At 62.7% G+C, this 25,062-nt stretch carries 20 protein-coding genes and 1 tRNA gene; 4 read left to right on the top strand and 17 right to left on the bottom strand.

The window, feature by feature from the left end:
• Positions 1-243: 243 nt before the first annotated feature.
• From V7787_RS03790 to bglX, 3 genes are all read right to left on the bottom strand, one after another.
• Positions 244-1,578: a sigma-54-dependent transcriptional regulator gene (locus V7787_RS03790; protein ID WP_336085801.1), complete on the bottom strand. Its 1,335-nt coding sequence runs from the start codon at positions 1,576-1,578 to the stop codon at positions 244-246.
• Complete coding sequence (locus V7787_RS03785) at positions 1,572-3,329, bottom strand: ATP-binding protein (protein WP_064491128.1); 1,758 nt, start codon at positions 3,327-3,329, stop codon at positions 1,572-1,574. Before V7787_RS03785 ends, V7787_RS03790 begins: the two co-directional genes overlap by 7 nt.
• A 130-nt stretch (positions 3,330-3,459) precedes the next feature.
• Positions 3,460-5,751 (bottom strand): beta-glucosidase BglX, encoded by a 2,292-nt coding sequence (bglX, locus tag V7787_RS03780; RefSeq protein WP_198747812.1) that lies wholly within the window; start codon positions 5,749-5,751, stop codon positions 3,460-3,462.
• Between the two features lie 186 nt (positions 5,752-5,937).
• Between bglX and V7787_RS03775 the strand changes: the two genes are divergently transcribed.
• Both V7787_RS03775 and V7787_RS03770 read left to right on the top strand, forming a co-directional pair.
• The gene (locus tag V7787_RS03775) at positions 5,938-6,555 is read left to right on the top strand and encodes a TPM domain-containing protein (RefSeq protein WP_104887101.1); all 618 of its coding nucleotides are present in this window, start codon (positions 5,938-5,940) and stop codon (positions 6,553-6,555) included.
• Between the two features lie 166 nt (positions 6,556-6,721).
• The gene (locus V7787_RS03770) at positions 6,722-7,936 is read left to right on the top strand and encodes a class I SAM-dependent methyltransferase (RefSeq protein ID WP_104887102.1); all 1,215 of its coding nucleotides are present in this window, start codon (positions 6,722-6,724) and stop codon (positions 7,934-7,936) included.
• A 32-nt stretch (positions 7,937-7,968) separates the two neighbouring features.
• Here V7787_RS03770 and V7787_RS03765 read toward each other — a convergent pair whose 3' ends face one another.
• The 7 genes from V7787_RS03765 to V7787_RS03735 form a co-directional block, all read right to left on the bottom strand.
• Positions 7,969-8,979 carry a DUF4917 family protein gene (locus V7787_RS03765; protein WP_064491125.1) on the bottom strand — a complete coding sequence of 337 codons (1,011 nt, stop codon included), beginning with the start codon at positions 8,977-8,979 and terminating at the stop codon, positions 7,969-7,971.
• Positions 8,980-9,183: 204 nt separating this feature from the next.
• Positions 9,184-10,890: a SulP family inorganic anion transporter gene (locus tag V7787_RS03760; protein WP_336085794.1), complete on the bottom strand. Its 1,707-nt coding sequence runs from the start codon at positions 10,888-10,890 to the stop codon at positions 9,184-9,186.
• 210 nt (positions 10,891-11,100) lie between these two features.
• Positions 11,101-11,174, bottom strand: a tRNA-Gly gene (locus V7787_RS03755).
• Positions 11,175-11,285: 111 nt separating this feature from the next.
• Positions 11,286-12,173, bottom strand: a complete 888-nt coding sequence (gene phaG, locus V7787_RS03750; protein WP_064491123.1) for a (R)-3-hydroxydecanoyl-ACP:CoA transacylase — start codon at positions 12,171-12,173, stop codon at positions 11,286-11,288.
• A gap of 336 nt (positions 12,174-12,509) precedes the next feature.
• On the bottom strand, positions 12,510-13,208 hold the full coding sequence (locus tag V7787_RS03745) for a pseudouridine synthase (protein WP_004575157.1): 699 nt from the start codon (positions 13,206-13,208) through the stop codon (positions 12,510-12,512).
• 8 nt (positions 13,209-13,216) lie between these two features.
• Positions 13,217-13,429 (bottom strand): cysteine-rich CWC family protein, encoded by a 213-nt coding sequence (locus V7787_RS03740; protein WP_003252007.1) that lies wholly within the window; start codon positions 13,427-13,429, stop codon positions 13,217-13,219.
• Entirely contained in the window at positions 13,422-14,903 is a 1,482-nt protein-coding gene (locus V7787_RS03735) for a diguanylate cyclase (RefSeq protein WP_198747809.1), read from the bottom strand. The genes V7787_RS03740 and V7787_RS03735 overlap by 8 nt, the downstream gene beginning before the upstream one ends.
• A gap of 212 nt (positions 14,904-15,115) precedes the next feature.
• Between V7787_RS03735 and V7787_RS03730 the strand changes: the two genes are divergently transcribed.
• Positions 15,116-15,565 (top strand): hypothetical protein, encoded by a 450-nt coding sequence (locus tag V7787_RS03730; protein WP_064491121.1) that lies wholly within the window; start codon positions 15,116-15,118, stop codon positions 15,563-15,565.
• Between the two features lie 44 nt (positions 15,566-15,609).
• On the opposite strand, the gene V7787_RS03725 is transcribed toward V7787_RS03730, so the two are convergent.
• Positions 15,610-16,716: an enoyl-CoA hydratase/isomerase family protein gene (locus tag V7787_RS03725; protein WP_014592228.1), complete on the bottom strand. Its 1,107-nt coding sequence runs from the start codon at positions 16,714-16,716 to the stop codon at positions 15,610-15,612.
• A 126-nt stretch (positions 16,717-16,842) separates the two neighbouring features.
• Here V7787_RS03725 and ung point away from each other — a divergent pair, with 126 nt between their 5' ends.
• Positions 16,843-17,535, top strand: coding sequence for a uracil-DNA glycosylase (gene ung, locus V7787_RS03720; protein ID WP_010952520.1), 693 nt, complete (start codon positions 16,843-16,845; stop codon positions 17,533-17,535).
• 26 nt (positions 17,536-17,561) lie between these two features.
• Here ung and V7787_RS03715 read toward each other — a convergent pair whose 3' ends face one another.
• The 6 genes from V7787_RS03715 to V7787_RS03690 all read right to left on the bottom strand — a co-directional run bounded on the left by V7787_RS03715 (position 17,562) and on the right by V7787_RS03690 (position 24,873).
• Complete coding sequence (locus V7787_RS03715) at positions 17,562-19,244, bottom strand: bifunctional metallophosphatase/5'-nucleotidase (protein WP_336085791.1); 1,683 nt, start codon at positions 19,242-19,244, stop codon at positions 17,562-17,564.
• Between the two features lie 90 nt (positions 19,245-19,334).
• Positions 19,335-20,390: an AbrB family transcriptional regulator gene (locus V7787_RS03710; protein ID WP_336085790.1), complete on the bottom strand. Its 1,056-nt coding sequence runs from the start codon at positions 20,388-20,390 to the stop codon at positions 19,335-19,337.
• Positions 20,383-21,897 (bottom strand): tripartite tricarboxylate transporter permease, encoded by a 1,515-nt coding sequence (locus V7787_RS03705; RefSeq protein ID WP_003252019.1) that lies wholly within the window; start codon positions 21,895-21,897, stop codon positions 20,383-20,385. The genes V7787_RS03710 and V7787_RS03705 overlap by 8 nt, the downstream gene beginning before the upstream one ends.
• 1 nt (position 21,898) lies before the next feature.
• Entirely contained in the window at positions 21,899-22,357 is a 459-nt protein-coding gene (locus V7787_RS03700; RefSeq protein WP_020193773.1) for a tripartite tricarboxylate transporter TctB family protein, read from the bottom strand.
• A 199-nt stretch (positions 22,358-22,556) separates the two neighbouring features.
• Positions 22,557-23,537 carry a Bug family tripartite tricarboxylate transporter substrate binding protein gene (locus V7787_RS03695; RefSeq protein WP_003252023.1) on the bottom strand — a complete coding sequence of 327 codons (981 nt, stop codon included), beginning with the start codon at positions 23,535-23,537 and terminating at the stop codon, positions 22,557-22,559.
• Between the two features lie 46 nt (positions 23,538-23,583).
• Positions 23,584-24,873, bottom strand: coding sequence for an OprD family porin (locus V7787_RS03690; protein WP_064491108.1), 1,290 nt, complete (start codon positions 24,871-24,873; stop codon positions 23,584-23,586).
• Positions 24,874-25,062 lie beyond the last annotated feature (189 nt).

Genomic DNA, 25,062 nt, shown 5'->3' with positions numbered 1-25,062 from the left:
TTCTCGTTGTTTTTGTGGAGCGCGCCGTGGCGCAGCTTGCCAAGGCAATTGCAGAAGGTGTGCCAAATGGGTGCGGGCTGATTCATTTGAGGGCATCAAATAGCCCGAGCCGGCACAGCAGTGGGTGTTGCGCCGCCCTTTGCAGGAGCGGGCCTGACCGCGAAGGGCTGCAAAGCAGTCCAAAACCTCGACGTCATGAGCGGTTTTTTGCCTACCAGGTCTTGGTCATAAGCGGATTTCCGCTCATGCCTGCCCAATAAAATCCTCGCGCACCAGCCCATGCCGTTGCATCTTCTCGTTAAGCGTGCGCCGCGGCAGTTGCAAGGCCTCCATCACCGACTTGATCTCGCCCCCATGCTGACGCAAGGCCGCACGCAGGCATTGCGCCTCGAATGCTTCCATCTGCTCGCCCAGCGACTGCCCGGCAGGTGCCACCTCGATGTTTGGCGAACCCAGCCCCAACGCATGCCGCTCCGCCGCATTGGCCAGTTCACGCACGTTGCCAGGCCAGTCATGTGACAGCAGCTGGGCCAGCTGTGCACCCGATAGCGGCGGGGCCGCGCGACCAAGCTTTTCACCGGCAGCACGTGCAAAGTGTTCGAACAGCAGCGGAATGTCCTCCCGCCGCTCGCGCAGCGGTGCCAGGCGCAATTCGGCGACGTTCAGGCGGTAGGCCAGGTCTTCGCGGAAGCGCCCGGCACGAGCCTCCTCGAGCAGGTCAGGCTTGGTCGCAGCAATGATGCGCAGGTCGACGCTGATGCTCTGGTTGGCCCCCAGGCGCTCCAGTTTCTGCTCCTGTATCACCCGCAACAGCTTGGCCTGTTGGGCCAGGGGCATGCTCTCGATTTCGTCGAGGAACACGGTGCCACCGTTGGCATACTCCAGCTTGCCGATGCGTTTACCCTGGGCGCCCGTGAAGGCGCCGCTCTCATGGCCGAACAGTTCGGCCTCGAACAGCGACTCGGGGATGGCCGCGCAGTTAAGGGCTACAAAGGGCTTGGCGGCACGGGGGCCGAAGTCGTGCAGGCAGCGGGCCACCCGCTCCTTGCCACTGCCGGTTTCACCGCGGATCAGCACGTTCACCGGCAGGCCGGCCAGGTCCAGCACTTGCCGGCGCAGCTGTTGCAGGCCCTGGGACATGCCCAGCAGCGTGCCTTCCAGGCGTGACTTGAGGTCGGCCTGCTCGTGGAGCCGGCGGTTCTCAAGCACCAGCTGGCGTTTTTCAAGGGCGCGGCGCAGGCTGCCCAGCAAATCTTGCGGCGTGAAGGGTTTTTCCAGGAAGTCATAGGCCCCCATGCGCATGGCTTCTACCGCCATCGGTACATCACCGTGACCGGTCAGCAGAATCACGGGCAGGTCGGGGTCGTTCGCCTGCAGGCGTTCGAGCAATTGCAGGCCATCCATGCCCGGCATGCGCACATCGCTGATGATCACCCCAGGGAAGTGCTGCGGCAGGTGTGCCAGGCACGCTTCGGCGCGAGCGAACAACTGCACGCTGAAGCCAGACAGGCTCAGCCATTGCTCGACAGCAGTGCGGATACTGGCTTCATCATCGACGACGATCACCGAATTCAACATACAGGCTCCAGGTCACGGGGCAGGGTAAGGCTCAGGCGCGCGCCGCCAGGCAGGTTTTCGGCCCGCAGCTGGCCGCCGGCCTCGTGGACGATGCCGTAGGAAATGGCCAGGCCCAGCCCTAGCCCTTCCCCCACCGGTTTGGTGGTGAAGAACGGGTCGAAGACCTTGGCCAGGTCGGCTTCGGCAATGCCGCCACCCGAGTCGAGCACACTCAGGCGCCATAGGTCCCCGTCGGGTTCGATGCGGATCTCCAGGCGTTTGTAACGCTTGTCGAGCATGGCGTCGAGTGCATTGTGCAGGAGGTTTATCAGCACCTGCTCCAGGCGGATGGCATCCCCGCGTACCCAGGCCGGGCGTGCCAGGTACAGAGCCACTTCCACTTCCTCGTTGCGAAGGCGCGCTTCCAGCAGGTGCAAGGCCTGGTCGACCACGGTTGCCAGGTCAAGGCGTTCGCGCAGGCCCATCGGGCTGTTGCGGGCAAAGGTTTTCAGGTGGCTGGTAAGTGCTGCCATGCGCGTGAGCATCTGTTCCAGTGGCTCCAGCGCTTGCCGCGCTTCGTCATGGCGACCATGGTCAAGCAGCAGGCGCAGGGTTTCCAGCTGCATACGTTGGGTGGTCAGCGGTTGGTTGATTTCGTGGGCCATGGCCGCCGACATCTGCCCGAGTGCGGCCAGCTTGGCTGATTGCACCAGGCCTTCCTGGGCAGTGCGCAGCTCGCGGGTGCGCTCCTCGACCTGGCGTTCGAGTTCTTGCCGGCTGCGCTGGCGCAGGCGTGCCAGGCGCAGGCGTTGGCTGACGAAAAGGGCGGCGAACACCAGACTCAGCCAGACGGCGGCGGCGCCAAGCGCGGCATTACGGCCGTCGGCAGCGACCTGCGGTTTGCGCAGCAGGTGCAAGGTCCAGTTTTCGCCTTCCAGCGGCAGGCTTTCCCACAGGTACTCGGTACTACCCTCGGGGCCTTGCACGCGGCTAAGGGTGCTGTAGGGGGCAAACCGCGTCAGCACCTGATGGTGTAGCGGCACCAGCGGTTGCTTGTCGTACTGACGGGTTTCGGCCAGCTCGGCACGGTCGGCGCCACTGAGCGGCTGAAGTTCGCGGTAGCGCCAGCCATCCTGGTTTGCGATGAAAGTGATGCCGCGGGCGTCGCTGACCAACAGGATATCGTTGCCCTGTCGCCATTCGCGCTCCAGCTCGGGGAACTCCAGCTTCACCACCATGGCGCCAAGGAATCGGCCGTGCTCGTCGTTCACCGCGCTGGCGAGGAAGTAGCCCGGCACGCCACTGGTCACGCCCACGGCATAGAAGCGTCCACTGCCCTGGCTGCGGGTTTGCTTGAAGTAGGGGCGGAAACCGTAGTTGGAGCCGACGTAGCTGCTGGGCAGCCGCCAGTTGCTGGCGGCAATGGCCAGCCCGGTGCGGTCGAGCAGCTCGAGGGTGGAGGAATTGGCGGCGCCATTGATGCGTTCGAGCTTGAGGTTCAGGGCGTTCTGAACCTTTTCGTCGACCGGGCCGCGCAAGGCTGCGATCAGCTCCGGGTCCAGCGCCAGCACGGCGGGGAGGGCACGGTAGCGATCGATCAGGGTGTGCAGTGCGTTGGCGTACAGGCCCAGTTGCTGACTGGCACGCTTGGCGTCGTCTTCCATGGCCTGGCGCTTGGCCTGGTGCATGGCCCAGCCGGCGCTGAGTGCGGTACCCAGCACGATCAGCAGGGTGATCAGCCCCAGACGCAGGGCGCGAAAGGAAAAGGGCATCGGGGGCGGATCCGGTGGTGGGAGATCGGGGCCTGCCTCTTCGCGGGTAAACCCGCGCCTACAGGGACTCTGCAGCACCTGTAGGCGCGGTTTTACCCGCGAAAAGGCCGGAACAGGCGGCCTTTTTCAGTCAAAGCAATTCAAAGCTCTGCTGCTGCACCGCCTGGGAATCCAGCCCTATCTGGACATTGAACTCCCCTGGTTCGGCAACCCGCTGCAACTGGCCATTGTAGAACTTCAGGTCGTCCTCGCTGATGCGGAAGGTCAACGTGCGGGTTTCACCCGGTTCAAGCATCAGCTTCTGGAAGTTTTTCAGCTCTTTCACTGGGCGGCTCATCGACGCCGACACATCCTGCAGGTACAGCTGCACCACCGTCTCGCCTGCAACCTTGCCGGTGTTCTTGACCGTTACCTTGGCATCCAGCGTATCGCCGCGCTTGAGATCCTTGCTCGACAGGTTCAGGCCCGACAGCTCGAAGCTGCTGTAGCTCAAGCCATAGCCGAACGGATAAAGCGGCCCGTTGGGTTCTTCGAAGTATTGCGAGGTGTAGTTGCCCGGCTTGCCCGGCGTGAACGGCCGGCCGATGCGGGTGTGGTTGTAGTACATCGGGATCTGCCCCACCGACCGTGGGAAGGTAATGGCCAGCTTGCCGGAGGGGTTGTAGTCGCCAAACAGCACGTCGGCGATGGCATTGCCGCCTTCGGTGCCGGCGAACCAGGTTTCCAGGATGGCATCGGCCTGCTCGCGCTCCCAGCTGATCGACAGCGGCCGGCCGTTCATCAGCACCAGCACCAGCGGTTTGCCGGTGGCCTTGAGCGCCTTGATCAGCTCGCGCTGGCTGGCCGGGATCTCCAGGGTGGTGCGGCTCGACGACTCGTGGGACATGCCGCGGGACTCGCCGACCACTGCAACCACGACGTCGGATTGCTTCGCCGCCTTGACTGCTTCATCGATCAGCACGGCAGGCGGGCGTGGGTCGTCGACGATTTCCGGGGCATCGAAGTTGAGGAAGTTCAGGTAATCGAAGATCGCCTTGTCGCCCGTGACGTTGGAGCCTTTGGCGTAGACCAGCTTGGCCTTGCCTTCCACGGCGCGGCGCAAGCCTTCGCGCACGGTCACCGAGTGAACGGGCTTACCGTCGGCGGCCCAGCTGCCCATCATGTCGATCGGGGCATCGGCCAGCGGGCCGACCAAGGCAATGGTGCCGGCCTTTTTCAGCGGCAGGGTCTGGTTGCGGTTTTCCAGCAGCACCAGGCTGCGGCGTGCCACGTCACGCGCAGCTTCGCGGTGCAGGCGGTCGTTGCCGTAGTAGTCCTTCAGATCGGTTTCGGCCTTGCCGATGCGCACGTACGGGTCCTTGAACAGGCCCATGTCGTACTTGGCACCCAGCACTTCACGCACCGCCTGGTCCAGCTCGCGCTGGGTCACCTCGCCGGACTTCAGCAGGCCCGGCAGCTCTTCGCCGTACAGGGTATCGTTCATGCTCATGTCGATGCCGGCCTTGATCGCCAGCTTGGCGGCTTCACGGCCGTCACGGGCGACGCCGTGGCGAATCAGCTCCTGGATGGCACCGTGGTCGCTGATGGTCACGCCCTTGAAGCCCCACTCCTTGCGCAGCAGGTCGTTCATCAGCCAGGTGTTGGAGGTGGCCGGTACGCCGTTGATCGAGTTCAGCGCCACCATCACGCCACCGGCACCTGCATCGAGCGCGGCGCGATAGGGTGGCAGGTAGTCGTTGTACATTTTCGGCAGGCTCATATCGACCGTGTTGTAGTCGCGCCCGCCTTCCACGGCGCCATACAAGGCGAAATGCTTGACGATGGCCATGATGCTGTCGGGGTTGGCCGGGCTGCTGCCCTGGAACGAGCGCACCATTACCTGGCCGATTCTCGAAGTCAGGTAGGTGTCTTCGCCGAAACCTTCGCTGGTGCGGCCCCAGCGCGGGTCACGGGCGATATCCACCATTGGCGCGAACGTCATGTCCAGGGCGTCGGCCGAGGCTTCGATCGCGGCGGTGCGGCCGACCTTGGCGACGGCCTCCATGTCCCAGGTCGCGGCCATGCCCAGGCCGATCGGGAAGATGGTGCGCTCGCCGTGGACGGTGTCGTAGGCGAAGAACATCGGGATCTTCAGGCGGCTGCGCATGGCCGCGTCCTGCATCGGCCGGTTTTCGGGGGCTGTGCGTGAGTTGAAGGTGCCACCGATACGGCCGGCGGCGATTTCCTCGCGGATCTTGTCGCGGGGCATTTCCGGGCCGATGCTGATCAGGCGCAACTGGCCGATTTTTTCGGCTTCGGTCATCTGGCTGATCAGATGCTCGATAAAGGCCTGCTTGTCCTGCAGGGGCGGGGCGGTGGGGGCGGCGAGGGCCGCCTGACTGGCAAGGCCCATGGCCAGGCCCAGCAAAGACAGTTTCATCATCAATTCCGTTTTGGGGCCTCTGCCGTATCCACGGTGATACGTGCGCGACCGAAGTTTTCAGGCGGCTATTGTTGTACGATTTGCAGGCAATTCTTCCAGCGGCGGATTATGCCTGAATATGTCGCCTGCGGATGAAGCCCCGAATGCCGGGATAACAACTATAAGAACGCTCAAGAGACCGACGGCATGACCCCCTTCGACGAATACCATCAGCGGCAGATTGCCGAAGCCATTGCCCGTGCCGAACGGCGTACCGATGCCGAACTGGTGACGGTGCTTGCCCGTCGTGCCGACGATTATGCGTATTGGCCGTTGTTGTGGGCCGCCGTGCTGGCACTGACCGTGCCCGGTCTGTTGCACTGGCTGCTGGCTTGGCCCAGCGTGCGTGGCGTGCTGATGGGCAACGTGCTGCTGTTCGTCGTTTTGTGCATGCTGCTGCGCAACCCGCGCCTGGCCGACTGGCTGATCCCCCGTACCTTGCGCCGCTGGCGTGCCTCGCGCCTGGCCCACCAGCAGTTTCGCGAGCAGAACCTGCAGCGCACAGCAGGCGCCACGGGCGTGCTGATTTTCGTCAGCGAGGCGGAGCGGCATGTGGAGATCCTGGTCGATCGGGGTATCGAGCACTGCCTGGATGCCCAAGCCCGCGCGGCCATCGGTGCCCGCTTGGCCGAGCAGGTGCGCCAGGGCCGTACCTTGCAGGGCTTTGTCGAGTGCATCGAAGCGTGTGGCGAGTTGCTTAGCCAGCACGTGCCGCCAACCCATGCACGCAACGAGTTGCCCAACCGCTTGGTGATTCTCGACTGAAGGAGCGTCCAGCCTTGCTGGATTTCCTGTGGGCACAGGCTTGCCTTGGAAACAGGCGACAGGGTGTCTGGCACCGGCTTTGCCGGTGTTCGCGGGCAAGCCCGCTCCCACAGGGTGCTTGGGGCACGTTAGAATAGGCGTTCCGCTTCCCAAGGCCCCCTTTTTCATGTCCGCCAGTACTTCTGCCTCTTGCGCGCCGGATGCGCGCGCTCAGTTTCTCGACCTGCTGAACGCCACCCTGCACGGCGAAACCCTGGTCAAGCTGGTGCTGGCGCGCCATGTCGGTGCCGACCAGACCTTGCAACGGATCATTGCCAAGCCGTTGCAGGTCAAGGGCCAGCCGTGCCTTTCGCTGGTCTACCGCCACCAGACCCGAGACATCACCCGCAACCTGCCGCTGGACCAGGCTCAGGTGCTGGTTGCCGAACTGCTGCCGGACAGCTTCCGCAATGCCCATCTGTTCGATGCTGACGGCGAAGTGCAGCTGACCTTCAGCAAGAAGGGCAAACCGATGCTCCAGCGCCACGGTGCCCAGGCACCGCGCGTGGCCGATGCGGGCAGCGGGCATGACCGCGAGAAGAAGCGTTATCTGGAGCTGTCGCGGCCGTTTCTGCGCGACCTCGGTGTGACCGACGCACAAGGCGCACTGATCCCGTCCATGTCGCGCAAGTGGAAGCAGATCAACAAGTTCATCGAGGTTTTCGACCACGCCCTGGCCAATGCACCGGTGTCGACGGAACAGGCGCTGCGGGTGGCCGACTTCGGTTCGGGCAAGGGCTACCTGACTTTTGCCATGCATGACTACCTGCGCAACAGTTTGGGCCGCGACGCACAGGTCACCGGCGTGGAGCTGCGCCAGGACATGGTCGACCTGTGCAACGCCGCGGCCGCACGCCTCGACCACCCAGGCCTGGAGTTCCAGTGTGGTGATGTGCGCAGCGTGGTGCCTGAGGCCATCGAGGTGATGATCGCCTTGCATGCCTGTGACATCGCTACCGACTACGCCATCCACACCGGCATCCGCTGCAACGCCGCGATCATCATGTGCTCGCCGTGCTGCCACAAGCAGATCCGCCCGCAATTGCACAGCCCAGGGTTGCTGCAACCCATGCTGCAGTATGGCCTGCACCTGGGCCAGCAGGCCGAAATGCTGACCGACAGCCTGCGCGCGCTGTACCTGGAAGCCTGTGGCTATGAAACCAAAGTGTTCGAATTCATCTCGCTGGAGCACACCAACAAGAACAAGATGATTCTTGCGGTGAAGCGGCGGCAGGCGGGAGATAACGGGGCGTTGCTGGAGAAGATTGCCCAGCTCAAGGCGTTCTATGGGGTGCAGGAGCATTGCCTGGAAACGTTGTTGCGCGCGGATGGGTTGCTCTGACGCCACCCACCGGCACGCCTCCGGGGACGCTGTCAGCGCCGAGCAGAGGGCACTTCGATAGCCAATGCTGCCTGCCCCAACGGGTGGGTGCTGGCATCGAAGAAATGCAGCGCCGTCCCCGACAAATCCCCGAAACGATCTGCAAAATGCTGCTTCTGATTGATCACCGAAGCCTCGCCCAGCGGCCGAATGGCAATGGATAGCTGTTGCGGACGGGCTTGGCGCACAGCGTCGAGCAGGTGCCGGTCACTGCTGTCCAGATGCTGCCCGAACAGGCATATCCCGTGGTTTTCCTGCGCCAGCTGCCCCAGGCACCAGCTCAGGTAGTCCGAGTTGCGGATAGCGCGCAGTTTTTCGTCGCTGCGGTCTTCGTTGACGAACAGCGGTACTTCACCCGGGATGTTCACGGCAAACCCATCGAGCAGTTCGGCACTTTCAGCGCTGCGCTGGCGGGTGGTGCCGTCGGGCAGCTTGAGCAGGTGCAGGCCGCCATGCAGGTGCAGCACCCGGGTGCCTTCGCTGCCGGTGCGTCGCACGTCGAAATAGCCTTGTTCGTCGAACAGTTCGGCGAAGCCACTCGGGGCGTGCTGCACGGCCCATGGCAGCAGCAGGTCGTAGTTGCTGGTGTAGACGCTTCGATAGCCGCGCAGCGCCTGATTGAGGGTTGCCAGTGTGGCCTTCGGCATCAGCGGCCAGGGCAGATGCACTGTGCGCACGGCGTGAATCAACGCTTCCTTGATCGAGTAGTAGCGGTTCAGCGGCGCGGTGGAGTTGATGGCCAGGGCGGCGTTGGTACGCACGGTGGTGTTGAGGGCGCTGAGCACCGGCTCGAACAGTTCCGTGGCCAAGGACTTGAACAGTGCCTGGTCGCTGACCGCCAGGCCTTTCTTGCGGCCTGCGCGTTGCGCTTGCTCGAACAGCGAGAAGTAGCCGAACGGCTTCCATACTGCGCGGCTGGCGCCGTTGCCCAGCAGCAGGGCGTCGCAGGGATGGCGGGCGGCGAGTTCTGGCCAGGGGGTGAGGGTGGCATCGAGAGCGGGCATGCTGAGTCCGTTGGGTGGTGCGGGGAACGGGGCGACTTTAGCATGTCATGCGAGGTGTGCGAGGGTTGGTGTCAGGGCGATGGTTTTGTGTTGTCTGTGCTGGCCCTTTCGCGGGTGAACCCGCCCCTACAAGTCCATGTAGGAGCGGGTTTACCCGCGAAAGGGCCAGCAAAGGCGCAGCACGTTGAACAGGATGAAAGCCGCTCAACCCTGTCCGGTCACCTGCACACTGTGGTTTCGGTTGCGCCACACGCGGTACGCACGAATCCCTGCGCGTACCGAGCCGAATAGCAGTTTTTCTTCCATGTCCCGCGCCATCCCCGAGCGCACCAGCATGCGCAGGAAAGTGCCACGGGCGCGGGCGATGGCGAAGAAGATGCCTTGGGCCGCCAGGGTGTCGCGCACTTCGCGCAGGGCGGCGATGCCGCTGACATCGATGCTGGTTACCGCTTCGGCATCGAACAGCACGGCTTTAGGCTGGTCCTGGCTTTGCACGGCTTCAAGCAGGCGCATCTTGAAATAGTCGGCGTTGAAGAACAGGATGGCGTCGTCGAAGCGGTACACCACCAGGCCAGGCACGGTGCGGGCGTCCTTGAACTTGCGGATGTCGACCTGGCCTTCGGTGCCCGGCAGCCAGCCCAGTACGGCATCGGTGGGCTGGTAGATGCTGTAAAGCAGGCGCAGGATCGCCAGGGTCACGGCAAACACGATGCCGGGCAGCACGCCCAGGCCCAGTACGCCCGCCGTGGTCAGCAGGCACAGCCAGAACTCGAAGCGGCTTAGACGCCGGATATGCCCCAGCGATTTGATGTCGATCAGCCCCCAGCCAGCCATCAGCAGCACGGCGCCCAGCGCAGCCTGCGGGATCCAGGCCATGGGTGCGGTGAAGAACAGCAGGATCAGGGCGATCACCAGTGCCGCGATGATGCCCACCAGCTGGCTTTTGCCACCGACCATGTCGTTGACTGCAGTGCGCGAGTCGGCACCGCTGATGGCAAAGCCCTGGGAAACCCCGGCCGCCAGGTTGCTCACGCCCAGGGCGACGAATTCGTGGTTGGCGTTGATCGCATAGCCATGCCGGGCGGCAAAGCTGCGTGCGGTAAGCATGGCGCTACAGAAGCTGACGGTGGCGATACCCAGGGCGTCGCGCAGCAGGCTCTTCATTTCCGCCAGGTTGCTGTGTGGCCAGGCCAGTTGCGGGATGCCTGCAGGTACCGGCCCAAGGACGGCGACGCCAAAACGGTCAAGGCCGAACAGGCCAACCAGCAGCATGAACAGCGCCACTACCGTGAGGGCTGCGGGCAGGCGCGGGTAGCGCCGTGGCAGCCAGATGAGCAGGCCCAGGGCGGCCAGGCCGATGATCAATGTGACCCAGTGAATTTCGCCCAGACGCTGGAAGAAGTTGATCAGGCTGAGGATGAAACCGTCGCCCTCGATCTTGAAGCCCACCACCTTGGACAGCTGCCCGGCGATCAGGCTCAGGCCGATACCGTTGAGGTAGCCGATCAGGATCGGCCGCGAGAAGAAGCTGGCGATGAACCCGGCCCGCGCCAGGCCCGCGGCAATCAGCATCACGCCGACCAGCACGGTGACGATCACCGACAGTTCGACGATGCGCTGCGGGTCGCCCATGGCCAGCGGTGCCACGGCACCGGCGATCATCGCGCAGGTGGCGGCGTCGGGGCCGACCATCAGCTGGCGCGAGCTACCGATCAGCGCGTAGACCATCATCGGTAGCACACAGGCGTACAGGCCATATTGCGGCGGCAGCCCGACGATCTGCGCATAGGCAATGGCAATGGGAATCTGGATCGCGGCTACCGACAGGCCCGCTTGCAGATCGGCGTGGAACCATTCACGGCGGTAGTGCAGCAGGTTGGCAAGGCCCGGTAGCCAGCGGGAGAGAAACATGCGTTGTCCTTTCGAATGTTTTCACGAATCCAGTGAGCATATCCGCCACAAACCGTTTCGCTTGCGCACGCAAAGGCCCGATGCGCATTGAAGCGGATCGGTGGGTAATTGGCCATGGGCCAGGTCAAGGCAGGATGAAAAACGAAAAAAGGAGCCAAGGCTCCTTTTGACTGCGATGACGTTGCTGGAACGCCATGCGGGACTGCGATGTGGAGCGGGTAGAGGGAATCGAACCCTCAACTAAAGCTTGGGAAGCTTTCGTTTTGCCACTAAACTATACCCGCATCTGAGCTCGACTTTTTACCAGAACCTTCAGCGAATTAGAAGCCCAAGTTATAAAAAAGCTTGTCGGCGCCCCGTGGCCTGCGGGTATTGGCTACAAGGCGCCGAGCCGCTCAGATGGCAAATGCATGCTGCCCCTGCTGCACGGGTTGGTAACGTTGGCGGGGTTCACGCACGGTTGGCTTGAGGAAGCCCAGCATGACATTGCGGGTGTTCTCGCAGGCGGTCTTGTTCTCCATGTCCAGGAAGTGGCCCGCATCGCGGATCACGCTGAACTGGCTTCTGCACACATGCTTGCTGAACTGCCGCGCATCCTCGACTGTGGTGTACTCGTCGCGCTCGCCGTTGATGAACAGCACCGGGATGTTGATATTGCGCGCGCCTTGCAGCGCACGTTCCAGGTCGTGCTCCAGCACCTGGTTGATGTGGAAGTGCATCTGTGCGTACTCGTGGCTGTCCAGGCTGCTCACATGGCGGTAGTTGAAGCGTTTGAACAGCGACGGCAAGTGCTTGCCGATGGTGTCATTGACCAGGTTGCCGACCTGATAACGGTCGCAGGCGGCCAGGTACTGGCAGCCACGGTCCAGATAGTCGCGCATCGGCTCGTTGATCACTGGCGAGAACGAACTCACCACTGCCTTCTTCACGTACCGCGGCTGGTGCGCCAGCGCCAGCAGCGTGCTTGCGCCACCCCACGAAAAAGACATCACGTGGTCTGCCTGGAAGTGCTCGATCAGCTCAAGGAGGATATGCGCCTCGGTCTCCTTGCTGATCAGCCGTTCCTGACGGTTGTGCGGCTTGGACTTGCCTGAATACGGCTGGTCGAACAGAACCACGTTGAACTGTGGGTGCAGGTTACGTACCGTCTGGGCGAACGAGGCCGTGGTGGCCAGCGAGCCGTTGATCAGGATGATCGTGTTTTCGGCCGCATCCGCGCGATAGAACTCCGTGTAAACCCGATACTGACCTTGGATATCAAGTACAGCGATTTCTGGCCTCATGTCATCGACTCCTGGCGCAAAAAGGGTATTCGCGTCACCTAGGGTGCACGTTCTTTATGACAGGTAGGCATTTGCCTGAAGATAATCCGGGGGCCCTGTGTCGATCCTTGGCACTTGCGTCGACGGTATTGTTTTTGGCGGGCAATTTGCCGTGCCCCAAGGCATCTAGGCTTTGGGTGGCCGGCAAAAAGTGTCATTGGCTGCAGGTGTGACTTGGTAGTCACATGCAGACTGACGATTTGGATTCAAGCAGTGGGTTGGGGATCGCGCAAGTGCCGTTCGGTAAGTAATGTGACTTTTGTCGCTGAGCGGTCGTGTGACGACACCGGCTGTCTGTCACGCCTGGACAGTGGCTATCTCATTGGCCGTCAGTTCACGATACTCCCCCGGCGCCAACCCCGGATCCAGCCGGATCGCTCCCATGCTCTCCCGATGCAGCCCCACCACCTTGTTGTTGAAGTGCCCGAACATGCGCTTGACCTGGTGGTACCGCCCCTCGACGATCGCCAGCCGGGCTCGGTGGGGGCCGAGGATGTCCAGCTGGGCTGGTTGGGTGGTGAGGTCTTCGAAGGCAAAATAGAAACCCTCGCGAAACTTGGCCACATAGTGCTCGCCAATCTCGTCCTCGGTGTCCACCAGATAATGCTTGGGCAGCTTTGTGGCAGGCTGGGTCAGGCGCCGTGACCACTGGCCATCGTTGGTCAGGATCATCAGGCCGGTGGTGTTGAAATCCAGGCGCCCGGCTATGTGCAGGTCATCTCGCAACGCCGTGGGCAGCAGGTCGAGAACGGTACGGTGTTGCGGATCGTGGGTGGCGCTTACGCAGCCAGTGGGCTTGTACAGCATCAGGTAGCGGGCGGGCCGGCCGGCCTGCAGCAGTTGCTCGTCCAGCTCTACGCGGCTGAATTCACGCACGTCGGTCAGCGGGTCACTGGCGACCTTGCCGTCCACCCGCACGCGGCGTTGCGCCAGCATCAGACGAACTTGCTGGCGGTTGTAGCTGGGCAGGTTGGCGAGGAAACGGTCAAGGCGCATGGCAACGATCAGTGGGCAGCGGATGGACGGAGCTGTTCTTCAACGGCGGCGCAGCGCGGGCACAGACAGGCCTTGTTACGCAGTTCATCGGGCAGGGCCTGGAGCACGGCCGGGTCGATGGTCACGCTGTAGCACCAACACGCCTGGGTGGCACGGCGTGGGTCGGCCAGGCTGCACTGGTTGAGGGCACCGCAAGCGGGGCAGTGTTGCTTGTCATTCATGGCGGGTTTCACTGCAGACGCGGTTGCGGCCAGCCTGCTTGGCACGATAAAGCGCGCGGTCGGCGCGGGTCAGCAGGGCGTGCAGGGTATCCCCCGGTTGCAGGCTGCTCAGGCCGATGCTGGTGGTCAGTCGCAGCGGCTGGTTGTCGTAACTGAAGGTCAGCTGTTCGGTGCGTCGCCGGATCTTTTCCGCCACCTCGACGGCCTGGCTGCCTTCAGCTTCGCGCAGCAGCACGATGAATTCCTCACCGCCCCAGCGGCACAGTATATCTGACTGACGCAGGCTGCCTTGCAGCACATTGGCGAATTGGCGTAGCACTTCGTCACCTGCCAGGTGGCCGTGGTTGTCGTTCAGTGCCTTGAAGTGGTCCAGATCAATCAGCAAGGCCACCAGAGGGCTATTGTCGCGCCGGGCTTCTCGCAGCGCCTGGGCGGCGAGCAGGTCGAAGCTGCGCCGGTTGTGCAAGCCGGTGAGGCTGTCGAGCGTGGCCAAGGCTTCGGTGCTGGCCTGGTGGCGGCGGACCATGGCATGCACCAGTGCCAGCACCACCAGGGTGATCATCGTACAGATCGCCAGGTTCAGGTACAGCGCCTGGCGAATGCGGTCGAGGACGCCGGTTTCGCGTTTGTCCACCAACAGGTACCAGTCCAGTTCGGGAAGGTGGCGAACGTTGAGAAAGTGGCTGTGGTTTTCGCTGTCATGGTACTCGTGGCTGCCTTCGCCCGGCACCCTCTGCTCGGCCAGCATGGCTTTCAGATCAGGGTTGTCGCTGAGTGACTGGCCAACTTGCAAACCATGCGGGCCACCCTCGGAGCCGGTCAACAGCACCTTGCCTTTGGCATCCGTGAATAGCACCGCGCGCTGGTAGCGGCGTTGGTACTGATCGATCAGCTTGACCACCGACGATACGCTCAGCCCTACGCCTGCCGCGCCGATGAAGCGCTGCTGGTAGTCGTGCACCTGGTAGTTGATGAACACGGTCAGGCTGTCCTGGTTGGCCATGTCCAGGTCGACGTTGATCTCATAAGGGGCCTTGAGTTCACGCAGACGGAAATACCAGGCATCACGCCAGGTGCCCGGTTCGACGTGCTTGAGCACGCCTTTGGCCTGGTAGTAGGTCCGCGTGCGATCGGACACGAAAAAGGACGTGAAGATGTCCTGCTTGCCCATGACCTCGCTCAGGTAGCGGGTCATGCGTTCGGTATCCTGCTCGCCGGACAGCACCCAGTCGCGCAGGAAGGTGTCCTGGGCCATCATCGAGGCGATCAGCACCGGGCGGATCAGGTCTTTCTGGATTTCCGAGTAGACAGTGTCGGAGGTCAGCGGCAATTCGGTATTGATGATGCCGTCGCGGATGGCGCTGCGCGAGGAGAAGTAGCTGAGCAGCGAGGTGGCCAGGAAGCCGCAGGCCAGTAACACGAGCAGGGTAACGATCAGCGAGCGTTGCGAGAACAGAGCGGAACGTAAGGGCATGATCTTCCCGTGATGTGTGCCGAGCCGCTTATTCTAGTGAGATGGCCGGCAAATGACTGCAAGTTTTTCAGGGTTATTTCACCTGTATCAAGTTATTGCAGAAATGGCACTGCACCTGCGCGCCGCTGTCTTAGTCAGTGTCGATTGACGCATCTTGTATCGACGCTCGCCAGCGCCGCTGTTCGGGCACTCCAGCGGTCCAGGAGGCCGCCATGTCCTATCGAATCCTGTTGATCGCCCTGCTGGGGCTGATGACTTCGGCCTGCGCCCCGTACCATGAGCGCGGGGGCTATTACCGTTCGGACTATTACTCCACCGACCGCTATGTGGCGCCGGGGTATTACCGCTATGACCGTTACTATGTGGCGCCTGCGCCGCGCTACTACTATCAGCCTGCTCCCCGTTACTACAATCGGTCGGCCCCTGTGCCCCATTACCGGCCCTATCCGCAGCCGAGGATGAACCAGTGGCATGGCAACCCGCGCCATGACTACGGCAATCGCCAGCGGCAAGACTACCGGCAGGACCGGGATCGCCATGACTATCGCAATGACAGCCAGCGTTACCGGCAGGGCGACCGGCACTCCAATCGGCAGGTTGACCACCGCGGGCGCTGGGACGGGCGGGGCGGGCAGGGGCGAGGAGGAAACTGGCAGCGCTAGCTGAGCGGAGGCGGGGGCTGAAAAGCAGCCCCCGCATCAGCAGGCTAACCCACATCCGCCAATGGGTGCCGTCCTTCCCACGCCTTGGCAAAATGCGCCTCGACTACCGCCGCCGGTACTTGCGCCACATCAGGCCAGTGCCAGCGCGGCTGGTTGTCTTTGTCCAGCAGGCGAGCGCGCACGCCTTCACTGAATTCAGGGTGGCGGCAACAGTTCAGGCTCATGCTGTATTCCATCTGGAACACCTGCGCCAACGACAGGTACCGCGCCCGGCGGATCTGCTCCCAGACCAGATGCGCCGTCAGCGGGCAACCCTCATGCAGACGGTGGCCGGCATCTGCCAGCAATGGGTCGTCATGCTGCTTGAGCCTTTCCAGCGCGCGCCAGGCTGAAGCCGCATCCGCCACGTCGAGTAACTGATCGATCTCATGCCGTCGTGGCAGCCACTGGGCATCAGGCAGCTCGGCGCAGGCACGATGCTGCTCGGCCTTGAGCAGGCTGTTCAGTTGTATGGCGGTCTGCTCCTGCCAGTTGAGTTGCACCAACTCCTCGATCAAGGCCTCTTGCTGGTGCTCGCCCAGAAAACGGTCAGCCAGGCCCAGGTCAAGGGCATCGCGGGCATTGATCGGCGCACCTGTCAGGCCGAAGAACAAACCGAGCTTGCCCGGCAGTCGGGCCAGGAACCAACTGGCGCCTACGTCAGGGTACAGGCCGATGCTGATTTCCGGCATGGCCAGCCGGCTGCTGGGGGTGACGATACGTACATTGGCGCCTTGCAGCAGCCCCATGCCACCACCCAGCACATGCCCATGGCCCCAGCACAACAACGGTTTGGGGTAGGTGTGCAGGGCAAAGTCCAGGCGGTATTCGGCGGCGAAGAAGGAGGCCGCCAGCGGTGGGACACTGCCGGGGTGGTCGCGGCAGGCTTGCGCCAGCGCACGGACATCGCCGCCTGCGCAAAAGGCTTTTGCCCCGTTGCCGCGCAGCAGCACACAGACGATACCCGGGTCGCGGGCCCAGGCATGCAGTTGTTCGCCCAGCACCTCGATCATCGGCAGGTTCAGGGCGTTGAGCGCCTTGGGCGCATCCAGGGTGGCGATGCCGATGCGGGCGCCATCGACGCCGGTGAGTACCTCGCAGTGAATGGTCATGGACTACCTCTCGCAAGTCATCGCTCAAGTATGGCTTGCCTGGCCGATCATGCCGGTCGTCGGTCGGATCGTTTGACAAGCGCGAAGGGCTTACCTAGTGTCGCGCCATTGTTTATGGAAGGCCCCATGACTGACGACGATCGCATCAAACTCGAACCCAGCTGGAAGGCCGCATTGCGCGGTGAATTCGACCAGCCTTACATGCACCAGCTGCGCGAGTTCCTGCGTGGCGAGTACGCTGCCGGCAAGGAGATCTACCCGCCAGGGCCTCTGATCTTCAATGCGCTCAATTCGACACCGCTGGACCAGGTGAAGGTGGTCATCCTCGGTCAGGACCCGTACCACGGGCCGGGCCAGGCACATGGCTTGTGCTTCTCGGTGCAACCGGGCGTGGCCACGCCACCGTCGCTGGTCAATATCTACAAGGAGCTGCAGCGCGACCTGAACATCCCGATCCCCAGCCACGGCTACCTCCAGAGCTGGGCGGAACAAGGCGTTCTGTTGCTCAACACGACCATGACCGTCGAGCGCGCCAATGCCGCGTCGCATGCCAAGAAAGGCTGGGAATTGTTTACCGACCGGATTATCCAGGTGGTCAGTGAGCAATGCCCGAACGTGGTCTTCCTGCTATGGGGGGCGCATGCACAGAGCAAGCAGAAGCTGATCGACGGTACCAAGCACCTGGTACTGAAGTCGGTCCATCCTTCGCCGCTGTCGGCGTATCGCGGGTTCATCGGTTGCGGGCATTTCAGCCGTGCCAACAGCTTCCTCGAGCAGCGGGGGCTCGGGCCCATCGACTGGGCACTGCCCCCGCTGTGAGAAACCGCGGTGGGGTACGCAATCGCTCAGGGCGTCATGCTGATGCGCGGCTCGCTGCGCTGGCCAATGGCAATACCCCGCTCATGGTTCTGGCGCACGTACTCCACCAAGGCTTCAAGGTCGGTGATGCCGGTGTCCTGGCGTCGCCTTCCTTCTTTGAAAGTGGCCAGGCCACCGCCACCATCGGCCAGGAAAAGGTTGCTGACGACGCGATAATGGGTCAACGGCTCAACGGGTTTGCCGTGAAGACGCACACTCCCCTCGACGACACGGCTGCCGACAGGCCGTGAACCATCCCACTCATAATGAAAACCCTTCGATACTTGCAGCGGATTGAAACTGCCCCTGTTCCATTGAAGGTTGAGCAGTTCGGTAATCTGCTTGCCTGTCAGTTCCTGAACCACCAGTGGGTTATTGAACGGTTGTACGGCGAATAATTGTTCGTAGGTCAGGTCGCTATCGGCAGGCTGGATAAGATCACTGCGCAGCCCACCCAGGTTGAGAAAGGCAACCTGGGTATTGAACGCCTGGGTCATGGCCAATTGGGCATCCGTGACCAGGTTCCCCAAGGTTGTTTCACCGGCCGCATTTTCTTTGCGGTCAAGTTCTGCCGTCGAGATGCGTCCTATGGGTTCGAGCAATTTTTCCCCGGACCGCTGACGCACTTCCTCCAGCAAACTGGCCAACTGGGCATTCGGCAGGTAGTTCTGTGGGTCAGCAGGAATATTGCGGGCGGTGATGTTCGTGACGTGATGGGTGCCTGGCGTTACCTGCAACTTCAACTGAGTCAGGAAGTGGCCGTATTTGCCAGCCTGAGTGATGCTCAGGTCACCCACCTTGCATTGATAGCTGGCATGCGAGTGACCGCTGATGACAGCATCTACCGCAGGATCCAGCCGCTTCGCCACGTCGACGACCGCGCCACTCAGCTGGCTGCAATCCTGCGTGTCGAACGGCTCGACGGTATCCCCTCCCTGGTGCATGACCGCGATGATTGCATTGACGCCTTTGGCCTTGAGCTCCGGAATCACGTCATTGATGGCTTGCGCTTCATCTGTGGCTTTGAGCCCTGCGAATGCGCTGGCCGAGACCACTTTTTCCATGTTGCGTGGCACGGCACCGACGAACGCTATCTTGACCCCTTTCACCTCTTGAATGTGATAGGCCGGTAGCAAGCGCTCGCCCGTGGTGGTATCGATCAGGTTGGACGCTATGTAAGGGAAGCCACTTCCTGGATAATCGCCGCGAAACGTGCAGGCCTTTTCAGGGCGCGTTGACTCGCATCCTCCGTGGATCTGACGAAGAAACTCGGCCTTGCCTGCATCCAGTTCGTGGTTCCCGGATGCGCTGACAATCATGCCCATCGCGTTCAAGGCCTCAAGCACAGGCTCGTCAGCCCACAGCGCAGAAATGGCAGGGCTGCCCCCTATCAAGTCGCCAGCCCCGATGAACAGCAGATCGGGGTCCTGCGTTCGCAGTTCATCGAGCATGGCGCCGAGTGTGGCGATACCGCCGTAGGTCAGGCGGGTAGCGCCTTGCGCGCCGGCGTAGTCCTGGGGGTTGGGTTCCAGGTAGCCGTGAAGATCATTGATAGCCACGACGTTGATCTGGACGGGGGCAGGTGGCTGTGCGGCAAGGCTGCCTGCGCTGATGGCAAGGCATGCCCAGGCAATAGCCGAGCGATAGTTGCAAGAAAGACGGACTTTCATCATTACCTCTTGAATGCCGGGAAGTGTGGGTTTGCTGGCGATCAGGGCAGCAATCCGACTCTATTCATCCGGGCATTGGGCAAGTGGTAACTATCTATCTTCAGGGGGCTTGCCGCTTGAATACCTGTTGTCCCACCACCGGAAAAGCGGTTCTGCAAGAAACAACACCAGGATCAGGCGCATCACCTGCAGCGCGGTTACCAGCGGCACTGACAATTGCAACGTTTCGGCCGTGAGGCTCATTTCGGCGATCCCGCCAGGCATCATCCCCAGTGTCAGCGAACGCAAGTCCAGTGCAGTCATCATGCTCAGCACCCACGCGGCACTGGCTGCAATCGCCATGCACAACGCCGTGGCCATCAAGGTGCGTCCCAGGAACGACGGTGCGCGGCGGAAGAACGCGCGGTTGAAGTGGCAGGCCAGGCCGCTGCCGATGAGCCACTGGCCGATCTGGCTGGCGCCGTTGGGCAGGGCGACCTGCAGGTTGCCGGCCAGGCTGACCGTAGCCGCGACCAGCAATGGCCCGAACAGCCATGGGTTGGGCTGGCGCAAGCGCTGCCAGAGCAAGGCAACGGCAACGCCCAAGGGCGCAATCAACGCCAGCCAGCCCCAGCTCACGCTACCGGTGTGGTTCAGTGGTACCCCGTCACCCAGCAGAAACTTGAACAGCGCCGGCACGCACAGCACCACTGCCAGCACACGCAAGCTTTGCGCTGCCGCCACCTGGCTGAGCACCGCGCCATTGCGCGCCCCAAGGTTGACCATCTCGCCCGAACCGCCAGGCATGCTGGCGAAGAACGCGGTGGCGCGGTCTTCGCCGGTTCGCCGCAGCAGCCATACGCTGATCACGCTGGACAGGGTGGTGAACAACGCACCGAAGCAGATCAGCGCGAAATGGCTGGCCACTTGCTCGATCACCGCGGGGGTGAAGTGCAGGCCAATACCGATGCCGATGATCCACTGCCCACACTTGCGGCCGTTGGGGATTTCCGAAAGCTGCCAACGCGTCAGGCAGCGCACCAGGATGATCGCCAGCAATGAACCGACCATCCATGGCAAAGGCCAGCCGACCTTGCTGGCGGCAAAACCGCCAGCAAGGCCGACCAGCCCGGTCGCGACGAACAATGGCAACGACCGATCAGGCATCGGCCAGGGCCCGGCGCTGCAGGCTTCGTTTGCGCCAGATGCGCAGCAGCGGCAGGGCGAGCATCAGCACTACCAGCGCCCAGACGCCCATGCTGATCGGGCTGGACCAGAGGATGCCCAGTTCACCGTTGGAGATCGACAGCGCCCGACGCAGGTTTTGCTCCATCAGCCCGCCGAGGATGAAGCCCAGCAGAATCGGCGACAGAGGGAAGTCCAGCTTGCGCAGGATGTAGCCCATGATGCCGATACCGACCATGAGGAACAGGTCGAAGGTGGTGGCATGCACGGCGTACACACCGATCGCGGTGATGATGGCGATCACCGGCACCAGCGCCCAGTTTGGCACGGCGAGGATGCGGGTGAAGATGCGGATCATCGGGATGTTGAGGATCACCAGCATGATGTTGGCGACGAACAGCGAGGCGATCAGGCCCCAGACGATATCTGGCTGCTGTTCGAACAGCAGTGGGCCAGGGGTGATGTTGTACAGGGTCAGGGCGCCGATCATCACAGCTGTGGTGCCAGAGCCCGGTACGCCCAGGGTCAGCATCGGGACCAGGGCGCCACAGCAGGACGCACCAATGGCCGTTTCCGGCGCTGCCAGGCCACGGGCATCGCCTTTGCCGAACTTGCCGCTTTCCCCGGCCATGCGTTTCTCGGTCATGTAGGCCACGGCGCTGGCCAGCGTTGCGCCGGCGCCGGGTAGAACACCCATGATGAAACCGAGCAGGCCGCAACGGATGTTGACCAGGAACACCGAGGCCGCTTCCTTGAAGTTGAACAGCATGCGGCCGGTAGCCTTGACCGCCTGGTGGCCATGGTGGGTCTTTTCCAGCAGCAGGAGGATTTCGCTGATGGAGAACAGGCCCAGCACGAGGACCACGAACTGAATGCCGTCGGCCAGGTGCACGCTGTCACCGGTGAAGCGGTACACGCCGCTGTTGGCGTCGATGCCGACCGCCGACAGGAACAGGCCGATGAGAGCGGCAATGAAGGTTTTCAGTGGTTTGTCACCGGCCATGCCACCCAACGCGACGATGGCGAACACCATCAGCACAAAGTACTCCGCCGGGCCGAAGGCGATGGCCCATTTCGCCAGCAGCGGGGCGAACAGCACCATGCCGCAGGTGGCAATGAAGGCGCCGATGAACGAACTCCAGGCCGACAGCGACAGGGCAACACCGGCCAGGCCCTGGCGGGCCATCGGGTAACCATCGAGGGTGGTCATGACGGTCGAGGCTTCGCCCGGGATGTTCAGCAGGATCGAGCTGATACGCCCGCCATATTCGCAGCCCAGGTATACCGCGGCCAGCAGGATCAGCGCCGATTCCGGCGGCAGGCCGAGGGCAAAGGCGATGGGGATCAGCAGGGCCACGCCGTTGATCGGGCCCAGGCCCGGCAGCAGGCCGACCACGGTGCCGATCAAGGTGCCGGAGAGGGCGGTGACCAGGTTGTAGGGGGACAGGGCAATGCCGAAGCCCTGGCCCAGGTAGCTCAAGGTATCCATGTCAGTTCTCCAGTACGCTCAGCAGGCCAAGGGGCAGGGGCACGTCCATCACGCGGTCGAACAGCCAGTAGAGGAAAATGCTCATGCCGGTCACCACAATGGCGCTTTGCAGCCAGCGGCCACCATACAGCCGAGCCATGGGCAGGCCGACCAGGATGGCGCTGAGGATGAAGCCGAGCGCTTCGAAAGTGGCGGCGAAGACGATCAGCAGGCCGACACAGGCGGTGATCTTGATCAGGGTCTCGCGGTCCAGTTCCGGTTCGTCATCCTTGCGCACGATGGGCGTTGGGCGGAACACCAGGTACAGCAGGCCCAGCCCCATCAGGCCGAGCACCAGCAGCGGGTAAGCGCGCGGGCCCACCGGTTCATAGGAGAATGCAGCCTGATAGGGCCAGGCCATCACGGCCAGGGCGGCACACATCGCCAGCAGGGCCAGGGCGAAAATGCGTTGAAGGATCATTGGGGAATCCTCGTTGGGATTGCTCAAGTGAAATGCAAATCCTGTGGGAGCGGCCTTGCGTCGCGATCGGGCGCGAAACGGCCGCTAAACCTGCCGATGCGATCTGTCCGAAGCATCGTATCGGCTGTGCCGGGGGCCGCTTCGCGCCCGATCCCGACACAAGGCCGCTCCCACAGGGTTGGTGGTGAGCCCGACAGGCTTACTGGATCAGGCCGAATTCCTTGGCCAGCGCCTTGTAGTCAGCCACTTGCTTCTTCACATAGCCGTCCAGCTCTTCGCCAGTCATGGCGAACGGGAACAGCTCGCGCTGGTCTCGCAGCTTGGCGAAGTCCTCGGAGGCCAGCATCTTGTCGAACGAGGCCTTCCACCAGGCGTAGTCCTCGTCGCTCACTTTTGGCCCCAGGTAGAAACCGCGCACCACCGGCCAGACGATGTCGTAGCCCTGCTCCTTGGCAGTAGGGATGTCTTTCATTTCCGGCTCGTCCAGGCGGTTTTCAGAGAACACCGCGAGGATGCGCATGTTGCCGCTCTGGATGTGCGGCATGGAGTCGGAAATGTCGGTAGAGCCGACCTGGATATGGCCGCCCAGCAATGCCGTGGCGATTTCGCCGCCGCCCTCCAGGGCCACGTAGCGCAGGTCGCGCGGGTTTATGCCTGCGGCCTTGGCGATCAACGCGGTCTGCATCCAGTCCTGGCTGCCGACGGTACCGCCGGAACCGATCACGACCTTGCTCGGGTCTTTCTTCAGCGCTGCGACCAGGTCATCAAGGGTCTTGTAGGGCGAGTCGCTCTTCACCGCGATGGCACCGTAGCTGGTGCCGACGGCAGCCAGCCATTTCACTGCGTTTTCGTCAAAACGGCCGAATTTGCCCTGAGCCAGATTAAGCAGCGAGCCGCTGGACCAGGCCACCAGCGTGCCGGCGTCTGCCGGGCGCTGGGCGACCACGGCGTTGTACGCGACCGCGCCGACACCGCCGGGCATGTAGGTGACGCGCATCGGCTTGCTGAGGATTTTTTCTTGTACCAGTGCGCTTTGCACCAGCTTGCAGGTCAGGTCGAAGCCACCGCCAGGGGAGGCGGGTGCGATGCATTCGGGGCGTTTCGGTTCTGCAGCGAGGGCGTTGCCGGCCAACAGCAGGCAGCCGGTAGCGAGGACGAGGCGGCGCAGTGAAAAGGTCATCGTCGATCTCCGTGAGCGTTGTTGTTATTGGATTACCGCTATGGGGTTACCACAGCGCCACGCTGTAGCTGACCAACAGCCTCACTTCATCCGCGTCACGGGCGAAGTTGGAGCGGAAGGTGGCGTTGCGCAGGCGCACGGCGACGTTCTTCAACGGGCCGCTTTGTACCACGTACTTCAGTTCGGTGTTGCGTTCCCACTCTTTGCCTTCGCCACCGGCAGCACGGCTGACGTTGTCACCGCTGATGTAACGGGTCATGAAGGTCAGGCCCGGTACGCCGAGCGCGGCGAAGTTGTAGTCGTAGCGCGCCTGCCAGGAGCGTTCGTCGGCACCGGCGAAGTCGTTGATCTGGACGAAGTTGACCAGGTACGGGTCGGCGCCATCCACATACGGGAAGGCACTTTCGCCAGACAGCTGCTGCCAGGCGGCGCTGACCTTGTGCCCGCCCAGGGCATAGCTGAGCATGCCGTTGACGGTGGTGTTGTCGATGTTGCCGGCCTTGGCTGCACCGGCGTCGTCGCTGATGGCAAGGCGCAGGTCGGCACCCAAGGTGCCCGGGCCCCATGGCTGGGTGGCGACCATGCCGATGAAGTGCTGGCGGTAAATATCGTCGAGCTGGGCGAAGTGGTAGCTGCCGGTGATGCGGTCGGTGAACTGGTAGTCGAGCCCGCCCAGGGCCAGGTTGTCAGCGCTGAAGGTGCCACCGAAGCGGCCGTTCTTGTTGTTCAGCGCCAGGTCTTCCCAGTTGGTGTCGTTGCGGTCCTTGGCCTTGTCCAGGCGGCCACCGGTGAAGGTCAGGCCCTTGATCTCTTTGGAGGTAAGCAGGCCGCCCTCGAAAGTTTGCGGCAGGATACGCCCGTCGTTGGGCTGCAGGGTCGGCAGCTCGGGAATCAGGGTGCCGATCTTGAGTTCAGTCTGGGAGATCTTCACCTTGCCGGTCAGGCCCAGCTTGGAGTACTCGTCGGCAGCCTTGCCGTCATCGTGGGTGGGCAGCAGGCCGCTGTCGGTACGGTCGGGGCTGGAGTCGAGCTTGATGCCGAGCATGCCCAACGCGTCCAGGCCAAAGCCCACGGTGCCATCGGTGTAGCCAGACTCGAAATTGAGGATGAAGCCCTGGGCCCATTCATCGCGCTTGGATTGCTGCGCGCTGGTGCCGTCGCGGAAGTCGCGGTTGAAGTACATGTTGCGGGTTTCGAAGGTGGCCGTGCTGTCTTCGAAGAAGGCGGCCTGGCTCATCGGGGCGACACCGGCAAGCGCGAGGGCGCTGGCGATGGCCGAGGGGCGAGCGATAAAGGAACGGGTAGGCGCGAACGCCTGCGGCTGCGATGACAGCATCGTCGATGACTCCGTTTATTGTTCTTATTCGTTGCACCTTGCTGGTGCTTTTTTCGGCGCGAAGGGCGACCGTGGTGCGATGCTAGGCAACGAACCTTTCGCTAACCTTTCAGCGTGAAAGGTTTGTCACGAGGGGCTTCACAGGCGTTGTGACAGCGGTACACTCCGCGCCACCGTCCCACCCGAGCA

The sequence above is a fragment of the Pseudomonas sp. CGJS7 genome, from assembly GCF_036961695.1.
This window is presented reverse-complemented; position numbering and strand designations above follow the sequence as displayed.